Origin of the sequence: Arcicella rosea, from assembly GCF_014204325.1 — a bacterium.
GTDB lineage: Bacteria > Bacteroidota > Bacteroidia > Cytophagales > Spirosomataceae > Arcicella > Arcicella rosea_A.
In genome coordinates this window covers 1-23,686 of sequence record NZ_JACHKT010000052.1, presented here as the reverse complement: position 1 = coordinate 23,686, position 23,686 = coordinate 1, and the positions used below count along the sequence as shown (strand labels likewise).

General features: G+C 34.9%; 17 protein-coding genes. 2 read left to right on the top strand and 15 right to left on the bottom strand.

The window, feature by feature from the left end; translation table 11 throughout:
• Positions 1 to 100: 100 nt before the first annotated feature.
• From porN to HNP25_RS20915, 13 genes are all read right to left on the bottom strand, one after another.
• Positions 101 to 1,003 carry a type IX secretion system ring subunit PorN/GldN gene (gene porN, locus HNP25_RS20975; RefSeq protein ID WP_184137622.1) on the bottom strand — a complete coding sequence of 301 codons (903 nt, stop codon included), beginning with the start codon at positions 1,001 to 1,003 and terminating at the stop codon, positions 101 to 103.
• Between the two features lie 98 nt (positions 1,004 to 1,101).
• Positions 1,102 to 2,682: a type IX secretion system motor protein PorM/GldM gene (gene porM, locus HNP25_RS20970; RefSeq protein WP_310587190.1), complete on the bottom strand. Its 1,581-nt coding sequence runs from the start codon at positions 2,680 to 2,682 to the stop codon at positions 1,102 to 1,104.
• A 101-nt stretch (positions 2,683 to 2,783) separates the two neighbouring features.
• Positions 2,784 to 3,572 carry a type IX secretion system motor protein PorL/GldL gene (gene porL, locus HNP25_RS20965; protein WP_184137618.1) on the bottom strand — a complete coding sequence of 263 codons (789 nt, stop codon included), beginning with the start codon at positions 3,570 to 3,572 and terminating at the stop codon, positions 2,784 to 2,786.
• Between the two features lie 127 nt (positions 3,573 to 3,699).
• A complete protein-coding gene (gene porK, locus HNP25_RS20960; protein WP_184137616.1) occupies positions 3,700 to 4,836 on the bottom strand; it encodes a T9SS ring complex lipoprotein PorK/GldK in 1,137 nt (378 codons plus the stop codon).
• Between the two features lie 266 nt (positions 4,837 to 5,102).
• A complete protein-coding gene (locus HNP25_RS20955) occupies positions 5,103 to 6,080 on the bottom strand; it encodes a PorP/SprF family type IX secretion system membrane protein (RefSeq protein WP_184137614.1) in 978 nt (325 codons plus the stop codon).
• Positions 6,081 to 6,283: 203 nt separating this feature from the next.
• Positions 6,284 to 7,069, bottom strand: coding sequence for a uroporphyrinogen-III synthase (locus HNP25_RS20950; protein ID WP_184137612.1), 786 nt, complete (start codon positions 7,067 to 7,069; stop codon positions 6,284 to 6,286).
• Positions 7,070 to 7,156: 87 nt separating this feature from the next.
• The gene (locus tag HNP25_RS20945) at positions 7,157 to 8,416 is read right to left on the bottom strand and encodes a DUF4271 domain-containing protein (RefSeq protein ID WP_184137610.1); all 1,260 of its coding nucleotides are present in this window, start codon (positions 8,414 to 8,416) and stop codon (positions 7,157 to 7,159) included.
• 59 nt (positions 8,417 to 8,475) lie between these two features.
• The gene (gene sucD / locus HNP25_RS20940; protein ID WP_184137608.1) at positions 8,476 to 9,351 is read right to left on the bottom strand and encodes a succinate--CoA ligase subunit alpha; all 876 of its coding nucleotides are present in this window, start codon (positions 9,349 to 9,351) and stop codon (positions 8,476 to 8,478) included.
• Positions 9,352 to 9,818: 467 nt separating this feature from the next.
• A complete protein-coding gene (locus HNP25_RS20935) occupies positions 9,819 to 13,391 on the bottom strand; it encodes a VCBS repeat-containing protein (RefSeq protein WP_184137606.1) in 3,573 nt (1,190 codons plus the stop codon).
• A 210-nt stretch (positions 13,392 to 13,601) separates the two neighbouring features.
• Positions 13,602 to 17,027 (bottom strand): translation initiation factor IF-2, encoded by a 3,426-nt coding sequence (infB, locus tag HNP25_RS20930; RefSeq protein WP_184137604.1) that lies wholly within the window; start codon positions 17,025 to 17,027, stop codon positions 13,602 to 13,604.
• 125 nt (positions 17,028 to 17,152) lie between these two features.
• A complete protein-coding gene (gene nusA / locus HNP25_RS20925) occupies positions 17,153 to 18,400 on the bottom strand; it encodes a transcription termination factor NusA (RefSeq protein ID WP_184137602.1) in 1,248 nt (415 codons plus the stop codon).
• Between the two features lie 102 nt (positions 18,401 to 18,502).
• Positions 18,503 to 19,093, bottom strand: a complete 591-nt coding sequence (locus HNP25_RS20920) for a ribosome maturation factor RimP (protein WP_229202927.1) — start codon at positions 19,091 to 19,093, stop codon at positions 18,503 to 18,505.
• Positions 19,094 to 19,144: 51 nt separating this feature from the next.
• Positions 19,145 to 19,585: a GNAT family N-acetyltransferase gene (locus tag HNP25_RS20915; protein WP_184137600.1), complete on the bottom strand. Its 441-nt coding sequence runs from the start codon at positions 19,583 to 19,585 to the stop codon at positions 19,145 to 19,147.
• Positions 19,586 to 19,748: 163 nt separating this feature from the next.
• Here HNP25_RS20915 and HNP25_RS20910 point away from each other — a divergent pair, with 163 nt between their 5' ends.
• Complete coding sequence (locus HNP25_RS20910; protein ID WP_184137598.1) at positions 19,749 to 20,558, top strand: enoyl-ACP reductase FabI; 810 nt, start codon at positions 19,749 to 19,751, stop codon at positions 20,556 to 20,558.
• Positions 20,559 to 20,750: 192 nt separating this feature from the next.
• On the opposite strand, the gene rpmB is transcribed toward HNP25_RS20910, so the two are convergent.
• The gene (gene rpmB, locus HNP25_RS20905; protein WP_184137596.1) at positions 20,751 to 20,990 is read right to left on the bottom strand and encodes a 50S ribosomal protein L28; all 240 of its coding nucleotides are present in this window, start codon (positions 20,988 to 20,990) and stop codon (positions 20,751 to 20,753) included.
• 253 nt (positions 20,991 to 21,243) lie between these two features.
• Between rpmB and HNP25_RS20900 the strand changes: the two genes are divergently transcribed.
• Positions 21,244 to 22,329, top strand: coding sequence for an endonuclease/exonuclease/phosphatase family protein (locus tag HNP25_RS20900; protein WP_184137594.1), 1,086 nt, complete (start codon positions 21,244 to 21,246; stop codon positions 22,327 to 22,329).
• On the opposite strand, the gene HNP25_RS20895 is transcribed toward HNP25_RS20900, so the two are convergent.
• On the bottom strand, positions 22,326 to 23,195 hold the full coding sequence (locus HNP25_RS20895) for a glycosyltransferase family 2 protein (RefSeq protein ID WP_184137592.1): 870 nt from the start codon (positions 23,193 to 23,195) through the stop codon (positions 22,326 to 22,328). The genes HNP25_RS20900 and HNP25_RS20895 overlap by 4 nt on opposite strands.
• Positions 23,196 to 23,686: the final 491 nt, after the last annotated feature.

The window sequence follows — 23,686 nt, the reverse complement described above, 5'->3', positions numbered from 1 at the left end:
GTAAATCACCTCAAATAAAATGAAAAATCCACCCAGAATATGAGTGGATTTTATTATGAATGAATATTGAAAAACAATTTTCAAGGAAAGCCACTTTTGGTTAATATTCCCAAAGATTATGTTCCATTTCCATCAATTTATACTCTAATTGTTGAGATTGAATCAAACCTTGTTTTTCTCCACCATAAAATTCATCTAAGCTTTTATCTTCTGGATTACCTTTCTTAGTAAGTCTGGCATGAAATAATCTTAAATCAAAAGCATCTGCCATATTTTTATGCTGTGCTTCGTTCTGAGAATTATACCAAATACAATTTGGGTTACTTCTGAATAACTTGTCTAAATCCTTGTATTTGAATGAAGCGACAGTCTTATCAAAACCTGCTGCTGTTTTGTTAGCAGGAATAATGATTGTAATAGACTGAATATCATAATACAAACGAGAACGCTGTTTATCGAAAATAGCATCTTCTCTGATTTCTATGATAGAAAGTTCTTTAGCGAAGTATAAATCTCCTGTACCACTTGTATTTTTAGCAGTTGAAGAAGCTTGAGCTGCATTACCTGTTGCAGGTTTAGGATCTCCCCAACCGTCATCTGTACCAGCTGCTGTAGCGCCTTCAGCACCAAAACCTGCTGCTTTTTCAGCATCAGAAAGAGCATTATCACCAATTGAGTTTTCAACGATTAAGTTCTTTAGAAATTCTTCTTTAGAAATCTTCGTTTTCAATGAATCGTTTTTGTAGGGCTGTAACACTCCACTTTGAACCCATTCCATTAAATATTTGGTAATTTCGTTTCCTTTAGAGAAAAAAGGTTGATTTTGTTTTTCATTCAAATCCATTCTTCTCCATAAACGCATTTTCCACATAATATTGGAATCGTCTATCGGACGAACGGAATCTGGATTTTTGCCTCTATTATCTTTTTCTTGAGCTGTTGCCAGTGAACAAGAAGCTAGACTAAAAACGATTGCTCCGGTAATTTTGATTAAATTTTTCATAATGTTAGTATCATTATAAGTTTTACGCTAAGCTTGATTATCAGATACTTGTAAACTTATAGTATAATTCTTTGGGAAAACGCCCCCTAAAAATTACTTTAATTAAGCGGGATATTCTTAACCAATTGATAAGGAATATTTTCTACAGTTCCTTTAAAGTTTTTACGTTGAACACCTTTTACTTCAATATAATAACGGTCTCCAGCTTGTGCACTTTGAGCTAAAGAACTAATACTTCCACCACCTTGAAGTGTAATATCAGCTACCCTTTTTGTACCTCTTACTAAAGCTACATACGTCTCAGAAACACGGTAAATGGCATCTTCTGGATTGGTTGCTTTAAATGATTCATCAGCAATTGCTCTAGCATCAATACTTCTCAACCCACTTGCACTTGTACCGCTTTTCTCATTCAATTCAGTACCGCCACCACCATAGATTTTAACTTCTGGTCTTGGTACTCTTCTTACTCTGAATTTCTCTGTTCCTAATAGAATACCTCCGTTATTGATATTCAATTCCACTGAAGCTGAACTTGGTACAACTGTTACTTTTCCGCCACCTGCTGCAATTACTTCTGCACCATTTGCACTGAAACTTGGTTGCCATAAAGCACCTAGTCCTGGACTAACAATACTTAATTTATTAGCACAACCTAAATATAACGGTGGTAAACTTCCAGCTTCGATATTGTAAGTTGGTTTTAAAACGAAATATTCACCGTTAAGGGTTCTTGTTTCAGCTCCATTAGGGCCATTGAATGAAATACTAGCTGTATAAGTTTTCTTTGAAAGCCCACGGCTATCATATTGACCACCTTGTGCTTTGAACTTAATTTGACCTTTACCATCTCTAACTGGAACGCCAGCACCATTGAAACTCATTCTTGGAGTAATGCCACTTGAATAAGCTGCAATAAACATTTCTGCTTCATAGTCCATACCAGCAACAACAGTATTAGATTTTGCGGATACCATTGCTAAGATTTTATCAAACTTAACGTCTTTAATCCCTACTTTTTCAGCTAATTGACCTAAAACGGTACTTTCGTAACGACGAATTTCAGATTGTTTTTGACTTAACGTTGCTAAAGCAGCAGGTACTGGTGTTTCGGCAAAATTTAATTCAGCAAAATCTTTGTTTTTATTATTAGCATCCTTAGCTACCGCAGGGTCTTCTTTTCCAGAAAGAGCAAGAGGCTCAAATTTGGTGTTTTTGTCACCATAGCTTGCGATTTTAGTAACAAAATTATCAAGCTTAGTTTTCAAGCTATAAGCCAAACCGTCTTTTTTGCCACCAATCATTACTTCATATACTTTCTCGGTTTCTTTCATCCCGACATAAGTACCTGTTTCAGGATCTATACCGCCACTTTTCTCAATAATTGTATTTTTCAAGTCATCAAGCTCACCAACCATTACATCAGAAAGCTTACGAACTTCTTGAGCTTGCTTGATAATGTCGGCATATTGAGCAGGATTAGGCGAATCGTTCACTTTTGCCTTAATTCCTTCAACAGTTTGATTATTTTTTTGAACAGCCGAGCTGTTTGCTACTTCTAAGCTATTATTTAATAGTACAAATTTTTGTAAAAGTGCATCGCTTACTTGTAAAGCAAGTAGAGCTGTAAGCACTAAGTACATCATCCCAATCATCTTCTGACGGGGCGTTTCTTTCATTCCAGCCATTTTCTTATCTACTTATAGGATTTTTGTTTAAGTTCTTTTCAATATGCTTGTTATAATTAATTTTAAACTAATCATAACCGATATGTCTTAAATTAGTTTCCTTTCATGGCTGATAACATACTTCCATAAACAGTGTTTAATGAAGATAGGTTAGTCGTCAATTTTGCTAATTCTTGCTTAAACTGCTGAGTATCTTTACTTGCATCAGCCATGTTTTCCATTGCTACAGTTAAATTACCATAGAAGGCATTCATCGCTTTTAAATGCTTATTTGTATCTTGTAACTCTAATTCATAAACTGCATTTAAAGCACCCATGTTTTGAGTTACTTTTTGGAATTGGATACGATATTCTTTAGCATCTTGCGAAGCATTTGCCATTTCACCCATAGCAGTCATCGTTACTCCGTAAGCTTTATTCATTTCTGTCATTGTTCCTGCTGCAATTTTCACGTTTTTAGCGTAGTCGTTTGTAGCAACAGTTGCTTCAGTAATTGTTCCAATTTTAGAAACCGTTTCAGTTAACGATTTCATTCCTTTTCCTAAGTTTTCAAAAACATCTGGAGTAATTTTAGCATTCGCTAACATTTCATCCATTTTGGCCGTTAAACCAACTCCAGCATTTGATGTTGCTACGCTTCTTTTAGGTAATTCTCCTTGGAAATCTTTTGCTAATTCAGGATATACTTTTTCCCAATCGTAACTTTTTTCAGGTCTTACAGAAAGATATAAAACTCCGAATAATATAAATATAAATGCTTCAGTAAACATTCCTACCATAAGCATTTCATTGGCATAATCCCAATGTAAAATTTTAAATAAAGCACCAACGATAACTACTGCAGCACCAAAACTGGCGATAACGTTAATAATTCTTTCCATTTGTTTTTGTAATGATTTTGAGTGTAACGATTAATGAGAATGATTTTGATGGATTATTAAAACGAAGCGAGAGAACGTTGTCGTATTTACGACTGTATTCCCTCGCTTACGATTCAAAATCGTTTTTTTACCTAAATTCTTTTCCAGATGAACGTCCTAAGTGATTCATCGCACAACGGAAGCCGATGTAAGAGCGTTTCTTGTTTTCATACTCATACGAGCGAGTACCTGTTTCAAGATAATAAGCAACGTCTTTCCATGAACCTCCACGAATTACTTTACGTGGTTCGTCTTTATCATCATTCATTGTATTCAAATCCCAAGTAATAGCAACGGAATTGTCGGCGTAAGCATCTAAACACCATTCAGCTACATTGCCAGCCATGTTGTACAAGCCGTAGTCATTTGCGTTATATTGGTTTGCAGGAGCCGTGTAAGCGTAGCCATCAGCATCATAATTACCTCTATGAGGTTTGAAGTTTGCTAATAAACAGCCTTTTACGTTAGCAACATAGGGGTTACCCCAAGGATATTTAGCAGAAGCTTTTCCGCCACGAGCAGCCCATTCCCATTCAGCTTCAGATGGTAAGCGGAATCTAGGAGAAATATACATTCCTTCAGATGTTCTGTAATCGTTATAAGCTTTTGTTCTCCAGTCGCAGAAATATCTTGCTGCAACCCAGCTAACACCTACCACTGGATACATATCAAAAGCAGGGCTTGAGAAATAATATTCAGTCATTGGGTCACCATTGTGATAAGTAAAGTCTTTACTCCATACTGTAGTATCGGGATATAATTCGGAAAGTATTTTTTCTTCGCCAAGGACAGATATTGAATCTGTTAACATTACGTCTGTGAATTGGCGGTATTCGTTATTAGTGATTTCAGTATCGTCCATATAAAACTGAACAACTGTTACACGTTTGTTGAAGCCAACTGATGTTGAGGCAATATCCTCGTCTGCTTGTCCCATCATGTATGAACCAGCAGGAATCAAAACCATGCCTAGTGGGGTTGTTTGTTTCCAACCTTTACGACTGGTTGCCGCAATTTCCCCATTTACCATCTTGATATCTTCTTTTTTGCTACTTCTGCTTCGTTTGCTATTCTTGCCTTTAGCAACCTGTTCTCCTTTTTTGCTACTTCTACCTTTGCTACTAGCTGTTTTGCTAGTACCAGAGCTACAGCTATCCAAAAACAAAACAGGAGTAACTACTAAGAGTAGTAAGGATATTTTCCTGAAAATTCCACTGTAATTCATAGTGTCTTAACTTTTTTAATTGATACCCGTAAGTAAAATAAGGTAATGATCTCTAAAATTTTGATAATGGTTATCTAAATAATCGTGCTTTATGTTATTGTAATAAAATTCAATTTTTAATGTTAAATCTTCTTAAAAACGACCTTATTTACTTGGTTAGTATAGTAACCCAAAAACAAAGTTAATATTTTTTTCTGTTGTAAGTACACCAATCGTTTATTTGTGATTTTGTTAATTATTTAGGATGGGTTTTGTAGAAACAAAATTTATTGATGTCTGAATCTTGGTGTACGAACTGGAGTCTTTTTACCACCAAATAATTTTGGTGCAGGTAAGGCATAACTGATGAGTACTTCATGCGATGTAGGAGATTTTGCTGCTTGCCCAACTGTTGTTAAATCAAGTGAATAACCCAAACGTAAAGAATTGTCTTTCAGCATAGATAGCCCCGCAAGAATGATACCAGCATCGTTTAAACGATAAGAACCTCCGAGCCAATATTTTTCAGCATAAGTAAAAATGGCTCCGCCTTCTAAAGCCGATGTAACGAAATCGCTTCTCCAAAGAGCGGTAGGAGTAACTTTTACATCGTCATTGAGATAGTAGTCGTAGCTGGCAGTAATATTTAATATTTGTTTGATTTTATATTCACTATCTCTGGTTACACCAAAGCTATAATTGGGCGTATTTACGTGATTAAGACTTACTCCTAATTGATAGTTTTGTGCTTTGTATAAAATCCCAAGTGCTAGGTCTGCTTTGGATTCACTAATATTTTTTGAAGCTGCATCAACAATAGGGTCACCTGTTTCGCCTGGTCTAAAACGTGAATCAAATGTTTTGGTATGAAATCCACCTTTTACGCCAATTGATAAAATGGAGCCGTTTCTTAAACCAATTTGATAGGCGTAAGATAATAACATATTCTGATAACCACTTCCAGAAGGTGTTTTATCGTTGACGAATTGAATACCCAGCCCACTATGTAATCCATTCAATGGCATTGAGGCAGTAAGTACTTGTGTACCTAATGAACCCGAACCATCATAAGTAGTTTGGTATGCAGACCATTGATTACGGTAATGTAACTGAAACCTCATTACACCATCGGTACCTGCCGTTGCTGGATTAATATATAATGGATTGAACATATATTGACTTAACTGTGCATCTTGTTGTGCAAAAACGGAGCAGTTTGCCAATAGCAGTAGAATTAGAGTAAAATATTGTAAATTCTTTCGCATAGTCTTTCAAAAAAGTACAGATAAGTCAAAATACAGGCTTTAATTCCAAAACTAATAAACATTTGTATAATTTACGCTAAAATTTGTATCTCTCAGATACTCCTAACGCTAATTTATTGATATTTGTTGTAAAAAGTCTGATAAAAAAAGAGACCCATGAGTTTTATTACTCACAGGTCTTGGAAGATTTATTTTCAATAGCCTTAAAGGCTATTTGCTTTTTTAATGTAAAGTTCCAAAGCACCAGTCATTGATGGAGCATTTGGAAGCGGAGCTTGAATATCTAAAATCAAATCAGCTTCAGTTACTGCTTTGGCCGTTGTAGGGCCGAAAGCTGCAATTCTCGTCTTATTTTGTTTGAAATCAGGAAAATTATGAAACAGCGATTTAATGCCAGAGGGGCTAAAAAATGCGATGACATCATAAAAAACACTTTCTAAATCAGACAAATCAGAAGAAGCTGTTTCGTACATTACTGCTTCAGTAAGGTGCAAATCGTTTGTTCCCATAAATTCAGGAATATCACTGCGACGTTTGTCTGAACAAGGAAATAAAAACTTTTCAGTTTTATGTTTTTTGATTAACTCAAGTAATTCTGCAGCAGTTTTTGTTCCTGTAAATATTTTACGTTTGCGTATTACGATATATTTCTGCAAATAATTTGAAGTTTGTTCAGTAATACAGAAATACTTCATATCAGCTGGAACCTCGATACGTGCTTCTTTACAAATACGAAAAAAATGATCTACGGCATTACGGCTAGTAAAAATAATGGCTGTATGCTCAAGAATGTTGATTTTTTGCTTCCGGAAGTCCTTAAAAGCAACGCCTTGAATTTCGATAAATGGGCGAAAATCAACTTTTACATTGTATCTTCTTTCCAACTCAAAATATGGTGATTTTTCGTCGGTTGGGCGTGCTTGCGTAACTAAAATACTGGTTACTTTGGTTAATCTGTCTGGATGTGCGGTTAATGTTATTTCGCTCATGCTCAATGCAGTTAAACTTGATTGGATTATTGTTTGGGCTAATGATGCTCTTTTTTAGAACATTTTTTTGTTGAATTATCACATTATTTAGAGTGCAAAACGGATGCCAACAATAAGTGGAATTAATTCAACGATGCAAAGGTACGAAAATAAATATAGATTTTTTAATGAGGTCATCTTATTTATCGTAAAGTATAAGAGTGCCAACCGTCCAATAAAGAATATAGAAACTGGTAAGAACAAATACTTTTCTGCATTTTTGGTGATTTCTGGGATAGATATTGTACTGTATGTCAGTACAATTAATACAATCAAGAAAAAAATACTTGAAGCTTGAATGATTTTAAAAAAGTGAATATTTATAATTTTATCAAGTCTGTAAAGGTTGGAAAGAATCATCAACGAAACATATTTGAAAATATATGCTCCAAAGATAATTGAGGTGATTACCAGGAAATTACTAAATAATACGCCAAGTGTTTCACCTTCTTGAAGAATGGTACTGGTTGAGAATAAATCGTTTTTCTCAATAATGATTAACATGAAAATAAAACCAATCGTAAAGCTGAGATTTATTACAAACAATAAATTTCCTAAATCGAATGGTTTATTTACGACAAATGTATCATCTCGAAGACTTATTGTTAGAAGGTCTTTTGGACTAAAAAATCGTTCAAAAGATTTTGGCTGATAGTTGTACAGAAAAGCATAAGCACATACCAACAAAAATATACCAATCACAAAGAAATTCTGAAAAGAAGAAATTTCCCGAGGTATAATTGTTAATAAAGATTCTGATAATTCAATTACTGCTTGGCTTGTTGATTTCGGATTTCCGACATACAGCATTAATTCATCTACATTGGTATTGGTACCATAAATCGTGATGAATAATTTCGTTTTTTTGTAAACATTTTGTAGGCTATCAACATCTAAAACAAGCCACTGATTGACAGGTAGTTTTTGTTGTAAAGAAGCATTGATAAACAGGTAATTTTCTTTAGAGGAGTAATAGAGTATTTTGTAAGTCTTATAGTTTTCAATATCACAAAATAAGCTGAATGAATTATAATCTTTATGAAGTTCTCGGACGTAAGGAACGTAAGCTTTGTAAGGCTCATCATAGACTTGCCAATCGTCATGATAGTCGTGAACTAAATAAAAGCTATTGCTTGGTCCAACAGTGCCTTTAGCAAAGCTATTATTAGAGAATGACAGAAGACTAGTGATGATTAAAAAAACTAGTGACTGAAAAAAAGAGTACTGTTTGTCTAAACACAAAATCCTGCATGATTCGGTGAACCGTGCAGGATTTTGCAATTGAATATATTTCTGGTAAAAGTTCAAGTCTTGATAGTTTTGTACAAAATTAGAAAAAAACTATCATAATTCATTGAAACCGTTTACTACAATCCTAATGCTTTCAACATTGTAGCACCAATATCAGCAGGAGAATGCACTACGTAGATTCCGCAAGCTTCCATGATTGCCATTTTAGCAGCAGCAGTATCGTCTGCACCACCAATGATAGCACCAGCATGACCCATTCTACGACCTTTCGGTGCAGTTTGTCCAGCGATAAAACCTACTACAGGTTTTCTGTTGCCATCAGCTTTAATCCATTCTGCAGCTTCTGCTTCCATACCACCACCAATTTCACCAATCATTACGATACCCTCAGTTTCAGGGTCGTTCATTAATAATTCAACAGCTTCTTTAGTAGTTGTTCCGATGATAGGGTCACCACCAATACCAATTGCAGTTGTTTGTCCTAAACCTGCTTTTGTCAATTGGTCAACAGCTTCGTAAGTTAAAGTTCCTGATTTTGATACGATACCAATTTTACCTTTTGTGAAAATAAAGCCTGGCATGATACCTACTTTACACTCACCAGCCGTCATTACACCTGGACAGTTTGGCCCGATTAAACGACAATCTCTGTTTTGAATGTATTCCTTAGCATAAATCATGTCTTTGGTTGGAATACCTTCTGTGATACAAATAATTACTTTGATACCAGCATCGGCAGCTTCCATGATAGCATCAGCAGCAAATGCAGGCGGTACAAAAATAATTGAAGTATCAGCACCTGCTTTTTCTACAGCTTCAGCAACTGTATTAAACACAGGACGGTCAAGATGAGTTGAACCACCTTTTCCTGGTGTTACACCACCAACTACGTTAGTACCATATTCGATCATTTGCTGAGCGTGGAATGAACCTTCAGACCCAGTAAAGCCTTGTACGATTATTTTTGAGTTTTTGTTAACAAGTACACTCATTTCAGATAAATATTTGGTTTGTAAAAATCAGTTTTTTTGTGAAATTACTGTATTTAACCTTAACAGAGATTATAATTATACAGTGCCTACGTAAATTTATTGTAAAGGTATAGTTTGCAAGGCAAAGGACAAAAAGGAATTTGGATATTGAGTGATATACTTATTTAGAATTATCTTTAATTGGTTGATTAGTAGATGTTTAAGGCTATTTCTATTTCTGGAAATATAGTATAGCTTATCATTTTAAGCCAAATTAATTGCCTAACTCTACGTTAAGTTTGATTTGATAGAAATTTACGGTTGAATTATGAAAAAGTTTTAAATCAGAATTTTTGGGAAAAATAGGAGGGAAGGTGTTACTACTTTGGTGGAAAACAATTGAAGTATTATTAAATGTAAGGCAAAAAAAGCAAATCCAGCGATTAACCTGAATTTGCTTTTGAATAATCTTTTTTGCAATAATATATTTAAAGTATTCTTTTCTTTCCTTTTGAATCAATTACTTCCATTGATTTTACATTTGAACTAACCAATATACTTCTTGAAGATTGTGATAGAAACGAACTGCCATAAGTTACTTCTACTCTTCTGGTTTTGCCGTTTTTAAGTGTTTCTAAAACAACCATATCTGTATTTTTCAATGGTTTACTTTGCAAAACACTATTTTTTAGTTTGAAGGTTTTGAGTGTGCCACGGTTTTGTGTTGCCATCATCAAGGCTTTTCCTTGTGGATTATTCACTCTGACCAAGCCTTTTGCATCGCCTAAAACAACAAAAGCACTTTCAGGTAAAGAACTAGGTTTGAAGTTGCCTTTACCGTTTCCTTTCAAAAGTAATCCGTTGAAAGCATCATATCTGCCTACTGAAACTTCTGCACCAAAATCGTTGCCAACCATCAATACATCAAGGTTTCCGTCATTATCAAAATCTTCTGTCAACATACCTAACACTGGTGCAGTTTGTGCTTCCATTGGCAATGCTTTTACTTTAAAAGTATCATTACCAAGGTTTTCGATATAACTTGTTTTGAGATAATTGGCTTTTAAAATGATGGCATCTTTTAAATCATCTTCTGAAAGTACATCTTTTATTCCAGCATTTGCTAAAGTATTATAGCGAACAAATTTTTTACGCATTGTAATCATTTGTTTATTCAAATCATCTTTTCCGTTAAATGGTACTTCTTTTTTGAGTACTTCGCCTTCTTTAGCTTTATAGAAAACAGTAGGAATGGCATCGAAATTACCATCGGTGTTGAAATCTTTTCCATAAATCGAAACAGGTTCGGTATCACTTGCTCTGAAAAGTGAATTTTTTCCGAAGTTTCCAACGATATAATCGATATCGCCATCATCATCAAAATCTCCAGTGGTGATACTGTTCCAGAAACCTACTTGTTTGTCTAAATCAGTAGCTGTTGCTAGTTTTTCTAATTTCCCACGATTATTTTTAAGAATTGTAATTGGCATCCACTCGCCAGCCAGCATTAAATCTACCCAACCATCGTTATTATAATCTGTCCAGATGGCATCACAAACCAAACCAATATCTACTAAATTTTTAGCTACTTGTGCTGTTACGTCGGTGAATTTAGGTTGTCCAGCTTTTGAGTCATTTCTAAGAATGTAGCTTGAAACAGGTTTTGGATAACTTGCTACTTCTACTCTTCCACCGATGAATAAATCAAGGTCGCCATCTTGATCATAATCGGCAGCTTTTACGCATGAACCACTTTTCAAGAAAGCAGGAATCGCTTGATTTTTTTGTGTGAAATGTCCTTTCCCATCATTTTCATAAAATCTATCTTGATAAACAGGCGCACCATTTGGATATTCGTAACTTCCGCTGACGATGTATAAATCAAGGTCATTGTCTGAATCTGCATCAAAAAGTAAAACACCCATGTCTTCAGACGGTTTCGTCAGATTCGTCTCATTCGCAATTAAATCAGCTTGTGTAAATTTTCCAGCTTGATTTTGAAGTAAAAAAGTGCCTTTTTGATCACTTGGTCCGCCAATAAAAATATCTTCAAGTCCGTCTCCATTTACATCTCCAACAGAAATGGAAGGACCAAACTGAGAGAATTTATGAGGCATTAATTTTTGAATATTAAAATCAATCGCATCTTTTTCTGTATGCGTAAAATTGATATTCAAAGAATCAGTAATATCTTCGAAAATGCTAGGTTTGCTTGATTTTTTTTCAAGATTCACAACGGCATTTTTTTCATAAATATTCAATACTTGATTCGCTTTGACATTTTTGAGTACTTGTACTTTGCCACTTTGCCAAATGATTTTTACTTCATCAACAATATGATTTTTCCCTAAACCAAAATGAACAATATTCTCAATTGTTGAAAGATAACCACGGTAAGGCGAATTTTCATAAACTTGAGTTTGACCATTTTGGTACTTAATTTCAACAAAAGCACCCAAACCACCGATGTTTTTATCAGCACCGTTGAGCTTTAATCGAAGGTAATTGCTTTCGTTTGGTTTAGTTTCAATTAAATTATTTCTATAAACCGAAGCCGAATCATTGATATTATTCGTAACATAATCTAAATCACCATCATTATCCAAATCTCCGTAAGCTGCACCATTTGAAAAACTCGGTTTGTTCAATCCCCACGATTTTGATACATCTTCAAAATTGAAATTACCTTTATTTCGGAAAGCATAATCTGTAATTTTTACCGAAGGAATCGAATCAAGTAACATCAATTTAGTCATCATATTACCCATTTCAGCACGATAAATCATGAAATCTTGATCTGTAATATCCCTTGGAAATCCGTTGGTGATAATAATATCTCTCAAACCGTCATTATCAAAATCGGTTGCCATGGGTGTCCAACTCCAGTCAGTTTCAGCAACGCCAGCCAATAAACCAATTTCACTAAAAACAGGCTTACCCGTTTTAGGATTTACGCCTTGGTTCATTTGTAAAGTATTGCGTGGATATTGATAATCATAACCAAACTTTTCATTGTTTTGATAAGTCAAGTAATTGTTTGGTGGCAACATCATTTTTTTGCGATAATTATCTGCGGGCATCATATCCACAGCCAAAATATCTACTAGACCATCGTTATTAAGGTCAGCAACATCATTTCCCATTGCAGAATAGGAAGTATGCTTGAAATAGTCGTGAGCTTGGTCGTTGAAAGTACCATTATGATTGTTGATGTAGAGTAAATCATTAGTTAAATAATCATTCGTTACATAAACATCTTTCCAACCATCACGATTGATGTCCGTAATGTTTAGACCCAAACCATATCCTTCAATCAAAATTCCTGCTTGTTTTGAAATATCTGTAAAAACGGCATGATTTAGTTTTTCATCCCAATCGTTTCGGAATAGTTTGTCTGTTCTTTTTGATGAACCATCTACAATTTTTTCATGATATTTATTAGGGAAACGGATGTCTTCCATTTCGTTAATTAATACATATAAATCTAAATCGCCATCATTATCATAATCAAAAAAAGCAGCGTTAGTCGTATGAGAATCGTCGTCAATACCATATTCTTTTGCCATTTCCTTGAAAGTCGGAACCCCATCTTTGCCTACTCCTTGGTTTACATAAAGCATATTGGTTCTTTCAGAAGCAACATCTTTGACGGTTGCACAGACATAAATATCTAATAATTTATCATTATTAATATCAACAAGAGCAACACCCGAGCACCATTTGCCTTCGCCTGCAACTTTTGATTTATCGGTTACGTCCTCAAACTTTAGCTTGTTGGCTTCATCGACTCCTTTGTTGAGGTACAATTTATTGGCAACTTGGTTACCAGTGAAGTAAATGTCGGTAAGATTATCATTATTGAAATCGCCTAAAGCAACACCGCCACCATTATAAACGTATTCAAACTCAAGTACATTCATGGTGTCATTTTCTGTAATCCGATTAGAAAATGTAATCCCTGTGTCTTCTGCGGATAATTGAGTAAAGAGTGTACTCTCTTTTTTACAAGAGGAAAGAGAGAAAATTATAAAGAATAAGAATAGCAGTAATTTTTGATTCATAAAATTGGGTCTTTTTTGGAATATAAAATTAACAAGATTTTATATGAATTCTATTTGTAGGCAACCTAATTAGAAGAATATGGACGTATATTTTTAATAATTTATATTTGAATAGTAAAATTTGATTTAAAATAGAGTATTTGTGCGATAGTACACAAAAAAAGCTCGAAGATTTCTTCGAGCTTTTTTTGATAAAGATATTTTAACGAATTATAAAGTACGTTTCAATTCTTTCATTTCGTAACATTCGATGATGTCACCCACTTCAAGATCATTGAAGTTTTTGATAGAAAGTCCACATTCATATCCGAATTTAACTTCAGCTACATCGTCTTTGAAACGTTTCAAAGCAGAAATTTCTCCTTCATGAACTACTACGAAGTCACGAATTACACGGATTTTATGAGCACGTTTCACTGTACCATCTAATACATAAGAACCTGCAACTGTACCAACTTTAGAGATTTTGAATACGTCACGTACTTCAATATTAGCTGTTACTACTTCTTCAAATTTCGGTGCTAATAAACCTTCCATCGCATCTCTTACATCATCAATTGCTTGGTAGATGATAGAGTAAGTACGAATTTCGATTTGTTCGTTTTCTGCCAAACGACGAGCGTTTACACTTGGACGAACTTGGAAGGCTACAATTACTGCATCTGAAGCAGAAGCCAACAATACGTCTGATTCTGAAACTTGACCAACACCTTTGTGAATAATACGAACTTGTACTTCTTCGGTTGATAGTTTCAATAATGAATCTGACAATGCTTCTACTGAACCATCCACGTCACCTTTCACAATTACGTTCAATTCTTTGAATGTACCGATTGCTTTACGACGACCGATTTCATCTAAAGTAATATGTTTACGAGTACGTAAAGACTGTTCACGGATAATTTGTTCACGTTTGTTGGCAATTTCACGTGCATCACGTTCATTTTCCATCACGCTTAGTTTATCACCCGCAGCAGGAGCACCACTTAAACCAAGTACTTGTACTGGAATTGATGGACCCGCTTCTTTTAATTTATTACCACGGTAATCGAACATGGCTTTTACACGACCATAGTGCGCACCAGCAAGCATCATATCTCCAACTTTCAGCGTTCCAGCTTGAACCATGATGTTGGCAACATAACCACGACCTTTATCTAACGAAGCTTCGATAACAGCACCTACAGCACGTTTATTAGCGTTGGCTTTCAATTCTAATAATTCAGCTTCCAATAATACTTTCTCTAGTAACTCATTGATACCCATTCCTGATTTAGAAGAAATTTCTTGCGTTTGGTATTTACCACCCCATTCTTCTACAAGCATGTTTTTGATAGACAGTTGCTCACGAATTTTTTCTGTGTTAGCACCCGGTTTATCAACTTTCGAGAAAGCGAAAACGATAGGTACACCAGCAACCATTGCGTGGTTGATAGCTTCTTCAGTTTGTGGCATCACGGCATCATCAGCAGCAATTACGATAATGGCAACGTCGGTTAATTTAGCACCACGAGCACGCATCGCTGTAAAGGCTTCGTGACCAGGAGTATCTAGGAATGTAACTCTACGACCATCGTCATGTTTTACTGAGTATGCACCAATGTGCTGAGTAATACCACCAGCCTCACCAGCAGCTACTTTTGCACGACGGATATAATCTAGTAAAGATGTCTTACCATGGTCAACGTGACCCATGATGGTTACGATTGGAGCTCTCGGTAATAAATCTTCTGGAGCATCAATTTCTTCTGCAATAGCTGATTCAATTTCTTCTTCTGCTGATACGAATTGTACTTCAAAACCAAATTCTTCGGTAATTAAAGCGATAACATCTGCTTCAAGACGTTGGTTGATTGAAACGAACATTCCTAAACTCATACAAGTAGAAATAATTTCGTTTACAGAAACATCCATTAAAGAAGCTAATTCACTGGCTGAGATAAACTCAGTTACTTTCAAGATTTTTGCTTCTTCGTCTTCTGCTAATTGACGTTGTTCGTTTCTTTCGGCACGGAACTTACGTTTAACACGACGTTCTTTTGCACCAAAGTTCGACTTATTGGTTTGTCCTTGCAGACGAGCCATCGTAGCCTTGATTTGGTCTTGGATTTGTTTTTCAGAAACTTCCCCTTTAGGTTGTGGTTTTACGCCACCGCCAGCATTGTTGTTATTATTTCCTGCTGGTTTTTTCTTAAAGTTGTTATTACTGTTATTATTATTTTGATTGTTGTTATTACCTTGATTATTGTTCGAGGTATTATTATTGTTACCAGAAGGGCCACCAGTATTGGCAGGTTTTCTAGCATTAGGATCATTCGTAGTTGGAGCACCCGGAACACCGTCTTTTTTCGGACGAGGAGCACCTCTTTCGTTGCGAATTTCAGCTTCAGTAACTTTAGCTCCGCCCGGTTTATCGATGCGTTTACGCTTTTTCTTATTGTTATTATTATTGTTGTTATTTCTAGAACCACCACGGGCAGGCTCAACTGGTAAAGAAATTTTACCTAAAACCGTCAAACCTTTCAGTTGCTCACCTTTCGCTTCAATTAATTCCACATTTGAAGTATCTTCTGGAATTTCATCATTACGACCAAGCTTTTGTGCTGGTGCAGGACGTTGTTGCTGTGGTGCTGGATTTGGTGTTGGTAAATTACTTCCCTGTTGTATCGGACGAGCTTGATTTTGGTTTGGATTACCACCACCTTGCTGTTTGTTGTGCTGTGGATTTTGGTTTGGATTTCCGTTACCTTGTTGCTTATTATGCTGTGGATTTTGGTTTGGATTTCCGCCACCTTGCGGTCTATTTTGTTGGTTTGGATTATTATTTCCACCGCCTTGTTGTGGCTTATTCTGTTGGTTTTGGTTATTATTCACCCCACCTTGTGGTCTATTGTGTTGGTTCTGATTACTCGGCTGTATTGCTGTTTCAGCAATTTTGGTTTCTGCTATTGGTGTTGCTACTGCTTCTATCACTACTGGTTTTTCTAATACTACCACTGGTTCAGGCTTTGTTGCTTCCTCAACCTTTTCAACTTTTGGAATTTCTACTACTCTAACCTCTTCGGTTACCACAGGTATAATCACTGGCTTTACCTCTTCAACTTTAACTTGAATTTCTGGTTTTGGCTCAGGTTTAACAGCTTCAATCTTTACTTCAGGCTCTTCTACTTTTGGCTCTGGCTTAGGTTCAGCTATTACAGGCTTTTGAGGAACAGGATTTCCTTTTGCATCCAATTCTATTTTACCAAGTACTTTAAATTGTACTTCGGCTCTTCCCAAAATTACATCTGGTGCTTTTTCAGCTTTTGCTGGTTCAGCTACTTTTGTTTGTTCAGACTCTTCAGCTTTCTCTTTACCACGGAAGTAAAGAGGCATATCATCATCTTGCTTTTTCTTAGGAACAAACTCTTCCTCTGTAGGTTTCGACGAAACCACAGGTGCTGGGCTAACATCTTTCAATAAAGATTCGGCACCATATTCTTTTGCAACGAGCTTTAATTGCTCAAAATTTAGTTTGGCGTTGGGGTTGTTCTCAACCTTGTGACCTTTGACAGAGAGATATTGAACAATGGTTGAGGTTCCCACGTTAATCTGCTTTGCCACAAGGCTCAAACGCATCATTTTATCTTCTGCCATAATTTCTGTTGATACTTTTCTATAGTAATTTTTAATTTTAAGTAATGAATGATAGAATAGTTTTGATGAGTAAGTGAGAAAAAAACAATGACTATTCTATCATTCTATCACTTACTCATTCTAAATTACTCAAACTCCGAACGTAGAATTGATAATACTTCGTTTACGGTTTCTTCCTCAAGTTCTGTACGACGAATTAATTCATCGCTGTTCAATTTGAGTACTTGTTTCGCCGTATCCAAACCGATTTTGTGTAATTCTGCAATTACCCAATCTTCGATTTCGTCAGAAAATTCAGTTAAGTCAACATCTTCGTCATCAACTTCACTTTCTTTAATATCACGATAAACATCTAATTCGTAGCCAACTAGCTTTCCTGCTAACTTAATGTTTTGTCCGCCTTTACCAATTGCCAAGGATACTTGGTCTGGTTGTAAATACACCGCAATTCTTTTTCTTTCTTTATCAATTTTCATTGAACTTACTTTGGCTGGGCTTAAAGCACGACCTACAAGTAATTCAAGGTTTTCTGTATAATTGATAACGTCAATGTTTTCATTCTGTAATTCACGCACAATTCCATGAATACGAGAACCCTTCATCCCCACACAAGCACCTACTGGGTCGATACGGTCGTCATACGATTCTACCGCTACTTTTGCACGCTCACCTGGCTCACGAACTACTTTACGAATCATGATTTGTCCGTCGTAAATCTCAGGAATTTCTTGTTCGAATAAACGTTCTAAGAAAACTGGAGAAGTACGAGAAAGGATAATCTTTGGCGTACCATTATTCATATCTACTTTATGGATAACAGCTTTTACCGATTCACCTTTTTTGAAACGATCTTTTTGAATCATCTCTGATTTTGGTAAAGTCAATTCATTGCCTTCGCCATCAGTGATGATAAATTCTTTTCCAATAATTTGGTAAACATCTCCCGAAACCATTTCTCCAACTAAGTCTTTGTATTTTTCAAAGAGACCCTCTTTTTCTAAATCTTTAACTTTTTGAATTAATGTTTGACGAGCCGTTTGAACAATTCTACGACCGAAATCTTCTAGTTTGATTAATTCCGCTACTTCTTCGCCAATTTCAAAATCAGGTTCAATTAATTTTGCTTCTGCCAAAGGAATTTTGTCATAATCCCAAATATCTTCTGAATTGTCATCAACGATTTCACGTGTGCGCCACATTTCTAAGTCGCCACTTTCAGGGTTGATAATTACATCAAAATTTTCATCCGTACCGTATCTTTTACGAATCATCGTGCGGAAAACGTCTTCCAGCACTTTAATCATCGTCGGACGGTCGATATTTTTTTCTTTTGCAAAATCCGCAAACGATGAAATTAACTCTGCACTATTCATCTTTTCATAATTTTATTAATGTGAAAAGAAGCCAGCAAGTAGAATGATGAGGGATAAGATTTACTCTAATTTCAACGATTCAACCGTTCGGCAACTCGACCACTATTTAAACGATATTTGTACTTTTGCTTGTTGTATGCTCGAAAAAGGAATTATGATTGCTTCTATTGGCTCTACTTTCTTACTTTTTGTTTTCTTGGGTTCTTCTTTGAAAGTAATGCTATCTTCATTTACTTCTTCTAAATTCCCTATTTTTTCTATTTTGTCGTTCAATACAATTTTCAAGTTACGACCAATATTTTTTACAAACTGACGCTTAAATGTAAGTGGATGATCGACGCCTGGAGAAGACACTTCTAAATTATAGGCTCCAGTTATTAGTTCATTGGTTTCTATAAAATGTGCTAACCTTCTACTAACAGATGCACATTCTTCTATTTTAATGCCTTCGTCGGTATCTAATAGAATTGTGATATTCTGTCTAGTTTTACCTTCACTTACTTGAACATCTACAATGAATAACCTTCCTTCTTCAAGATAGGGTTCAAGCAGTTCGATTATTTTTTCTTTTGTCATTTCTTTTCTCACGGTTACACCAACCGTGCTACAATCTAGTAAACAAAAAAGAGGGACTATCGACCCCTCTTCCTTTAAATTCTCTGCAAAAGTAATGAAAAATGTCTTAGAAAGCAAGTTTCATGATTGGTTTACAGTGTTTTTAGTAAAGTAATTATGAAAATTCAATTACAAATTTACTCTAAAGCTAAATCCGTGTTTTTCAAAAGCTAAATTTTCATAAAAAGCATGTGCTTCAGAACGTTTTAAATTACTTGAAAGTACTAATTTATAACAACCAGCTTCCTTGCATTTTTCCATAGCGAATATCATCATGGTTTTGCCAACTCCTTTTCCTTGATAATTATCAGCAACAACTACATCCTCAACAACCGCAGAAGGAGTGCCAATATGAGCCAGATTATCCATTATCAATAATGCAAAAGTGCCAATAATCGTGCTTTCGGCTTCCGCTACATACACTTTGTAGTTTGGATAAGTAGCCATTTTCAAGAAAAGCGTTTCAGCTTGTTCAAGCGAAAGTACTTCTCCTTTGTCGAGAACCTTGGCATATAGATTTAGTATCTGAGGTAAATCTTCTTTTATCGCTTGTCGAATTTGAATATTCATGGTTTTAAGAAAAAAAATAGTACTTTTGGACAAATTTTAACCTTGATTTTAGCATCCAACTAAAATACTTAATTATTTTAAAATGAAGCTCATATTATCATAAAGAAGCTTCGTTCAGGAATAATTTATTTTAAACTAAAATCAACAATCAGAAATCAAAAAAATGTCATACGGTTTATTAAAAGGAAAAAGAGGAATTATTTCTGGAGCATTAGATTCCAACTCTATCGCTTGGAAAGTGGCTCAACGTGCTAAAGAAGAAGGTGCAATTATCACACTTACGAATGCTCCTTTGGCCATGAGAATGGGAGAAATCAACAAATTAGCCGAAGAATGTGAGGCAAAGATTATTCCGGCTGATGCTACTTCTGTAGAAGATTTGGAAAAACTTTACGAAGGTTCAATGGATGCTTTGGGTGGAAAAATTGATTTTGTATTACATTCAATTGGGATGAGTACTAACATCCGTAAAAACCGTCCTTATGGCGATTTGAACTATGAATGGTTTATGAAGTCTTTAGATGTTTCAGCTTTATCATTCCACAAAATGTTGCAAGTTGCTGATAAAATGGATGCTATTGCTGATAACGGTTCAGTTGTAGCATTGTCTTATATTGCCGCACAACGTTCTTTTCCTGACTATACTGATATGGCACAAGCGAAAGCGATGTTAGAATCGATTGCTCGTTCTTATGGTTATCATTATGGAAAGAAAAACGGAACAAGAGTAAACACTGTTTCGCAATCACCAACTAAAACTACGGCTGGTACAGGTATTTCAGGGTTCAACGCTTTCTATGAATATGCCAACGAAATGTCGGCATTAGGAAATGCAACTGCGGATGAATGTGCTGATTATGTAATTACTTTATTCTCTGACTTGACGAAGAAAGTAACGATGCAAAACCTTTTCCATGATGGAGGTTTCAGTGCAGTAGGTATTTCAGAAGAAATTGTAGCAAGAATGGGTTAAAAAATATAGAATGATGAGTGCTGAATGTTGAATTGATTTTTTTAACATTCATTAATCTAATTCAAATAAATATTTTCAAACAAAAAATGACAACTTCAAAAGAGTTGTCATTTTTTATTTGGGCTTCCAGATAAATAACAAAAGCCTCTTCGAAATGAATCCGAAGAGGCTTTTGAAAATATTTTAGGAGTACTATAAACTTAAAGTACCTCTACGAGCAGCATCTACTAAAGAAGCTTCTAAGCCTTTTTTGTTGATAGTACGGATAGCTTTTGCTGAAACTTTCAACTGTACCCATACACCTTCTGATTCTAAGAAAAATTTCTTAGTGTGTAAGTTTGGAAAAAATTTACGCTTAGTTTTATTGTTAGCGTGAGAAACGTTATTTCCAACTTGTGTTTTTCTTCCTGTTAATTGACAAACCTTCGCCATGATAAAATTCTTTTATTTGTTATGTAAAATCGCCTTTAGAGCGATGTAATAGACTTGATTACCAGTGTTTTCCGAAATGGAATGCAAAATTAGGAAATAATTATTAATCTAACAATTAATTATAGAAATAAAATTGATACTTTTCTGTTAATCCTATAAAAAAGCGTGCAAACTAAAATATTCATAGAGCTTTGTTTATTCAAGACATTCTTAATTTGTACTTTTGTCTAAAGCTAACCGCCAAGATTACATCATGCTGAAAAAAATTGCAACTTCTCTTTTGTGGCTAACGAGTCTTCCTCTGTGTATATATACTCTTTTTACTTATTTATTAGCTTATACTTTGGTGATTGACCATTGGTTTGTTGGTTTTATGATGATGAGTTTACCCGTTGTAATGCTACTTTGTGCCATTATTGCTATAATATGGCTGTTTGTCAGACCTTCCCGAATGCTTCTTCCTCTTGTTGTATTATTGATTGGCTATCCATTTATTAGAAGAACTTTTAGCTTTCATACTGCTAAGGAAGCTGATAAAAGTTTGTCGGTTTTAGACTTCAATGTTTTTGGTTTTCACCATAGTAGTTATCCATTTGATAAAGATAAAACAAAGGCATCCGTTACTTATGTGACAGAAAATGAAGCAGATATTAAATGTTTTCAGGAATTTAATAGCATGAGTAATGAAAAAGATTTCAGAGTTTTTGAAGCCATTACCAAAGAGAATCCTTATTATGTAATCAATAGTATTTATGGTACAGATAGAATATTTTCATTAGCGATTTTTTCAAAGTATCCTGTTATTCATGAAGAAAAAAGTTTGTTTGGGCAAGAACCTGGAAAAGACAATGGCAATGGCTATTTATTAGCGGATATAGCCTTGAAAAACGATACGATAAGAGTAATTAATTTACAACTCCAGTCGATGGGAATCAGAGTGAAAAGAGTTGTGGAGGAAGTAAAAGATAAGTCGTACTCTCAAGCAAAGGACGAAACTAAATCAATTTTATCAAGTTTAAAGAAAGGTTTTATAAATCATGCCAAGGAGATAGAACAAATCGAAAGATTGATTGATGAAAGTCCATTTCCTGTAATTGTTTGTGGAGATTTTAATGAAACGCCTTACGGAAATGCCTACGGACATATTCGTGATAGACTGAAAAATGCTTTTGAAGAAGCAGGAAATGGTTTTGGATTTACACTCAATCGTAGTCCACGATTTGTCAGAATAGATAATCAATTCTGTAGTGAATCAATAGAGGTATTAGATTTCCAAACGCACGACCATATCAAATCGTCAGATCATTATCCAGTATTTGCCAGATATAAATTACATTAATTAGCAAGCGGGTGATACTTGCCCATTTTCTTTTGTTTGAAGTCTCTTCTGGCTTCAACAATATATTTTGCAATATTTCTAAACTCACGGCCATATAAGATACTTCTCTTGATGTCAGCTATTGCACCTTTATGAATGTATTTCATAACTGTTTTATCAAAGTATTTATACTTGTCTTGCAAATAAAGATTGTTGCGATAGATATAATAGCACCGAATAGGCGAATGAATCGCCTTTGTTTTTTTTACCAAATATAAAGTTTTGATAGATGCTCTCCTAACTGATTCACCTAGTTCATGTTTTAAAAAAATATTGAAAAGTTGAACTATTTTGAAACCCGAATTTTGGGCTCTCAAACAATATTCAGTATCAACACCATCAATGAACAACGCTTCATCAAACATCCCGATTTGCTGGTAGGCTGATAAATTTAATATACTACCAGAAGTAATTAACGCACTAACTTCTTCAGGGATTATCGTTTCAAATGAGTTTTGTTGTTCTCTGCTGAAATTAGGACCGAATATAGCTACTTGATTTTTATCTGGATAATTACTGATATTATCTCTATACAAATTAAAAGTAGAATAATTGAAACTTGAATCTTGATCCATCATCAGTAGCCAATCAAAACCATCATTAATGGCAATTTGTGCCGCAGTGTTCAATCTTTTAGCAATACCCGCATTGTGTTTATCATTAAAGTAACTAATGTTGGGTATTTCCATTAAACTGTTTTTAATCACTGAACCTTCTTCTGTATTATCAAAAGCATACACTTGGTCGAGTACGCTGGCGTATGTTTTGATATTTTCTAAAGTTTTCACGGTTGGATGATATAGAATTACTACAGCCGCAATTTTCATAAAGATAAAGTTTTAACTAGCTTTTTAGCTAGAAATTCAGACTAGGATTGAAATGAAAACTCATATCCGTTGATTCCTGCAGGAATCACATTGGGATATTTATAATAACATTCTAGTACTTGTTGGAGTATTTATATTTTCCACAAATACATCATAGAATGATTAATTTCTGATGAATACTCTTGCTTGAGTAATGATACTTATACGTTTCAAAAACTGCTTACTTCAGCATACTCAAGGTTAGATACAATCGTTGGTGTCAACATAAACTTATCTGAAAAATCCATAAAAAATAGACAATTATATTTTTTAGAACAGAATAGTATATCATGGGTGAATTATAAAGAGAACTTCATGAAACAACGATTTTATCACTCATAGAAGTACCTTTTGAACTACTCTACCCGAAGATTTCTTTAAAGTTTTGATTGTAAGACATTTGTATATTTATCCATTTTGCAAATGCCCCAAAGCATTTATTCCAGAGTTGG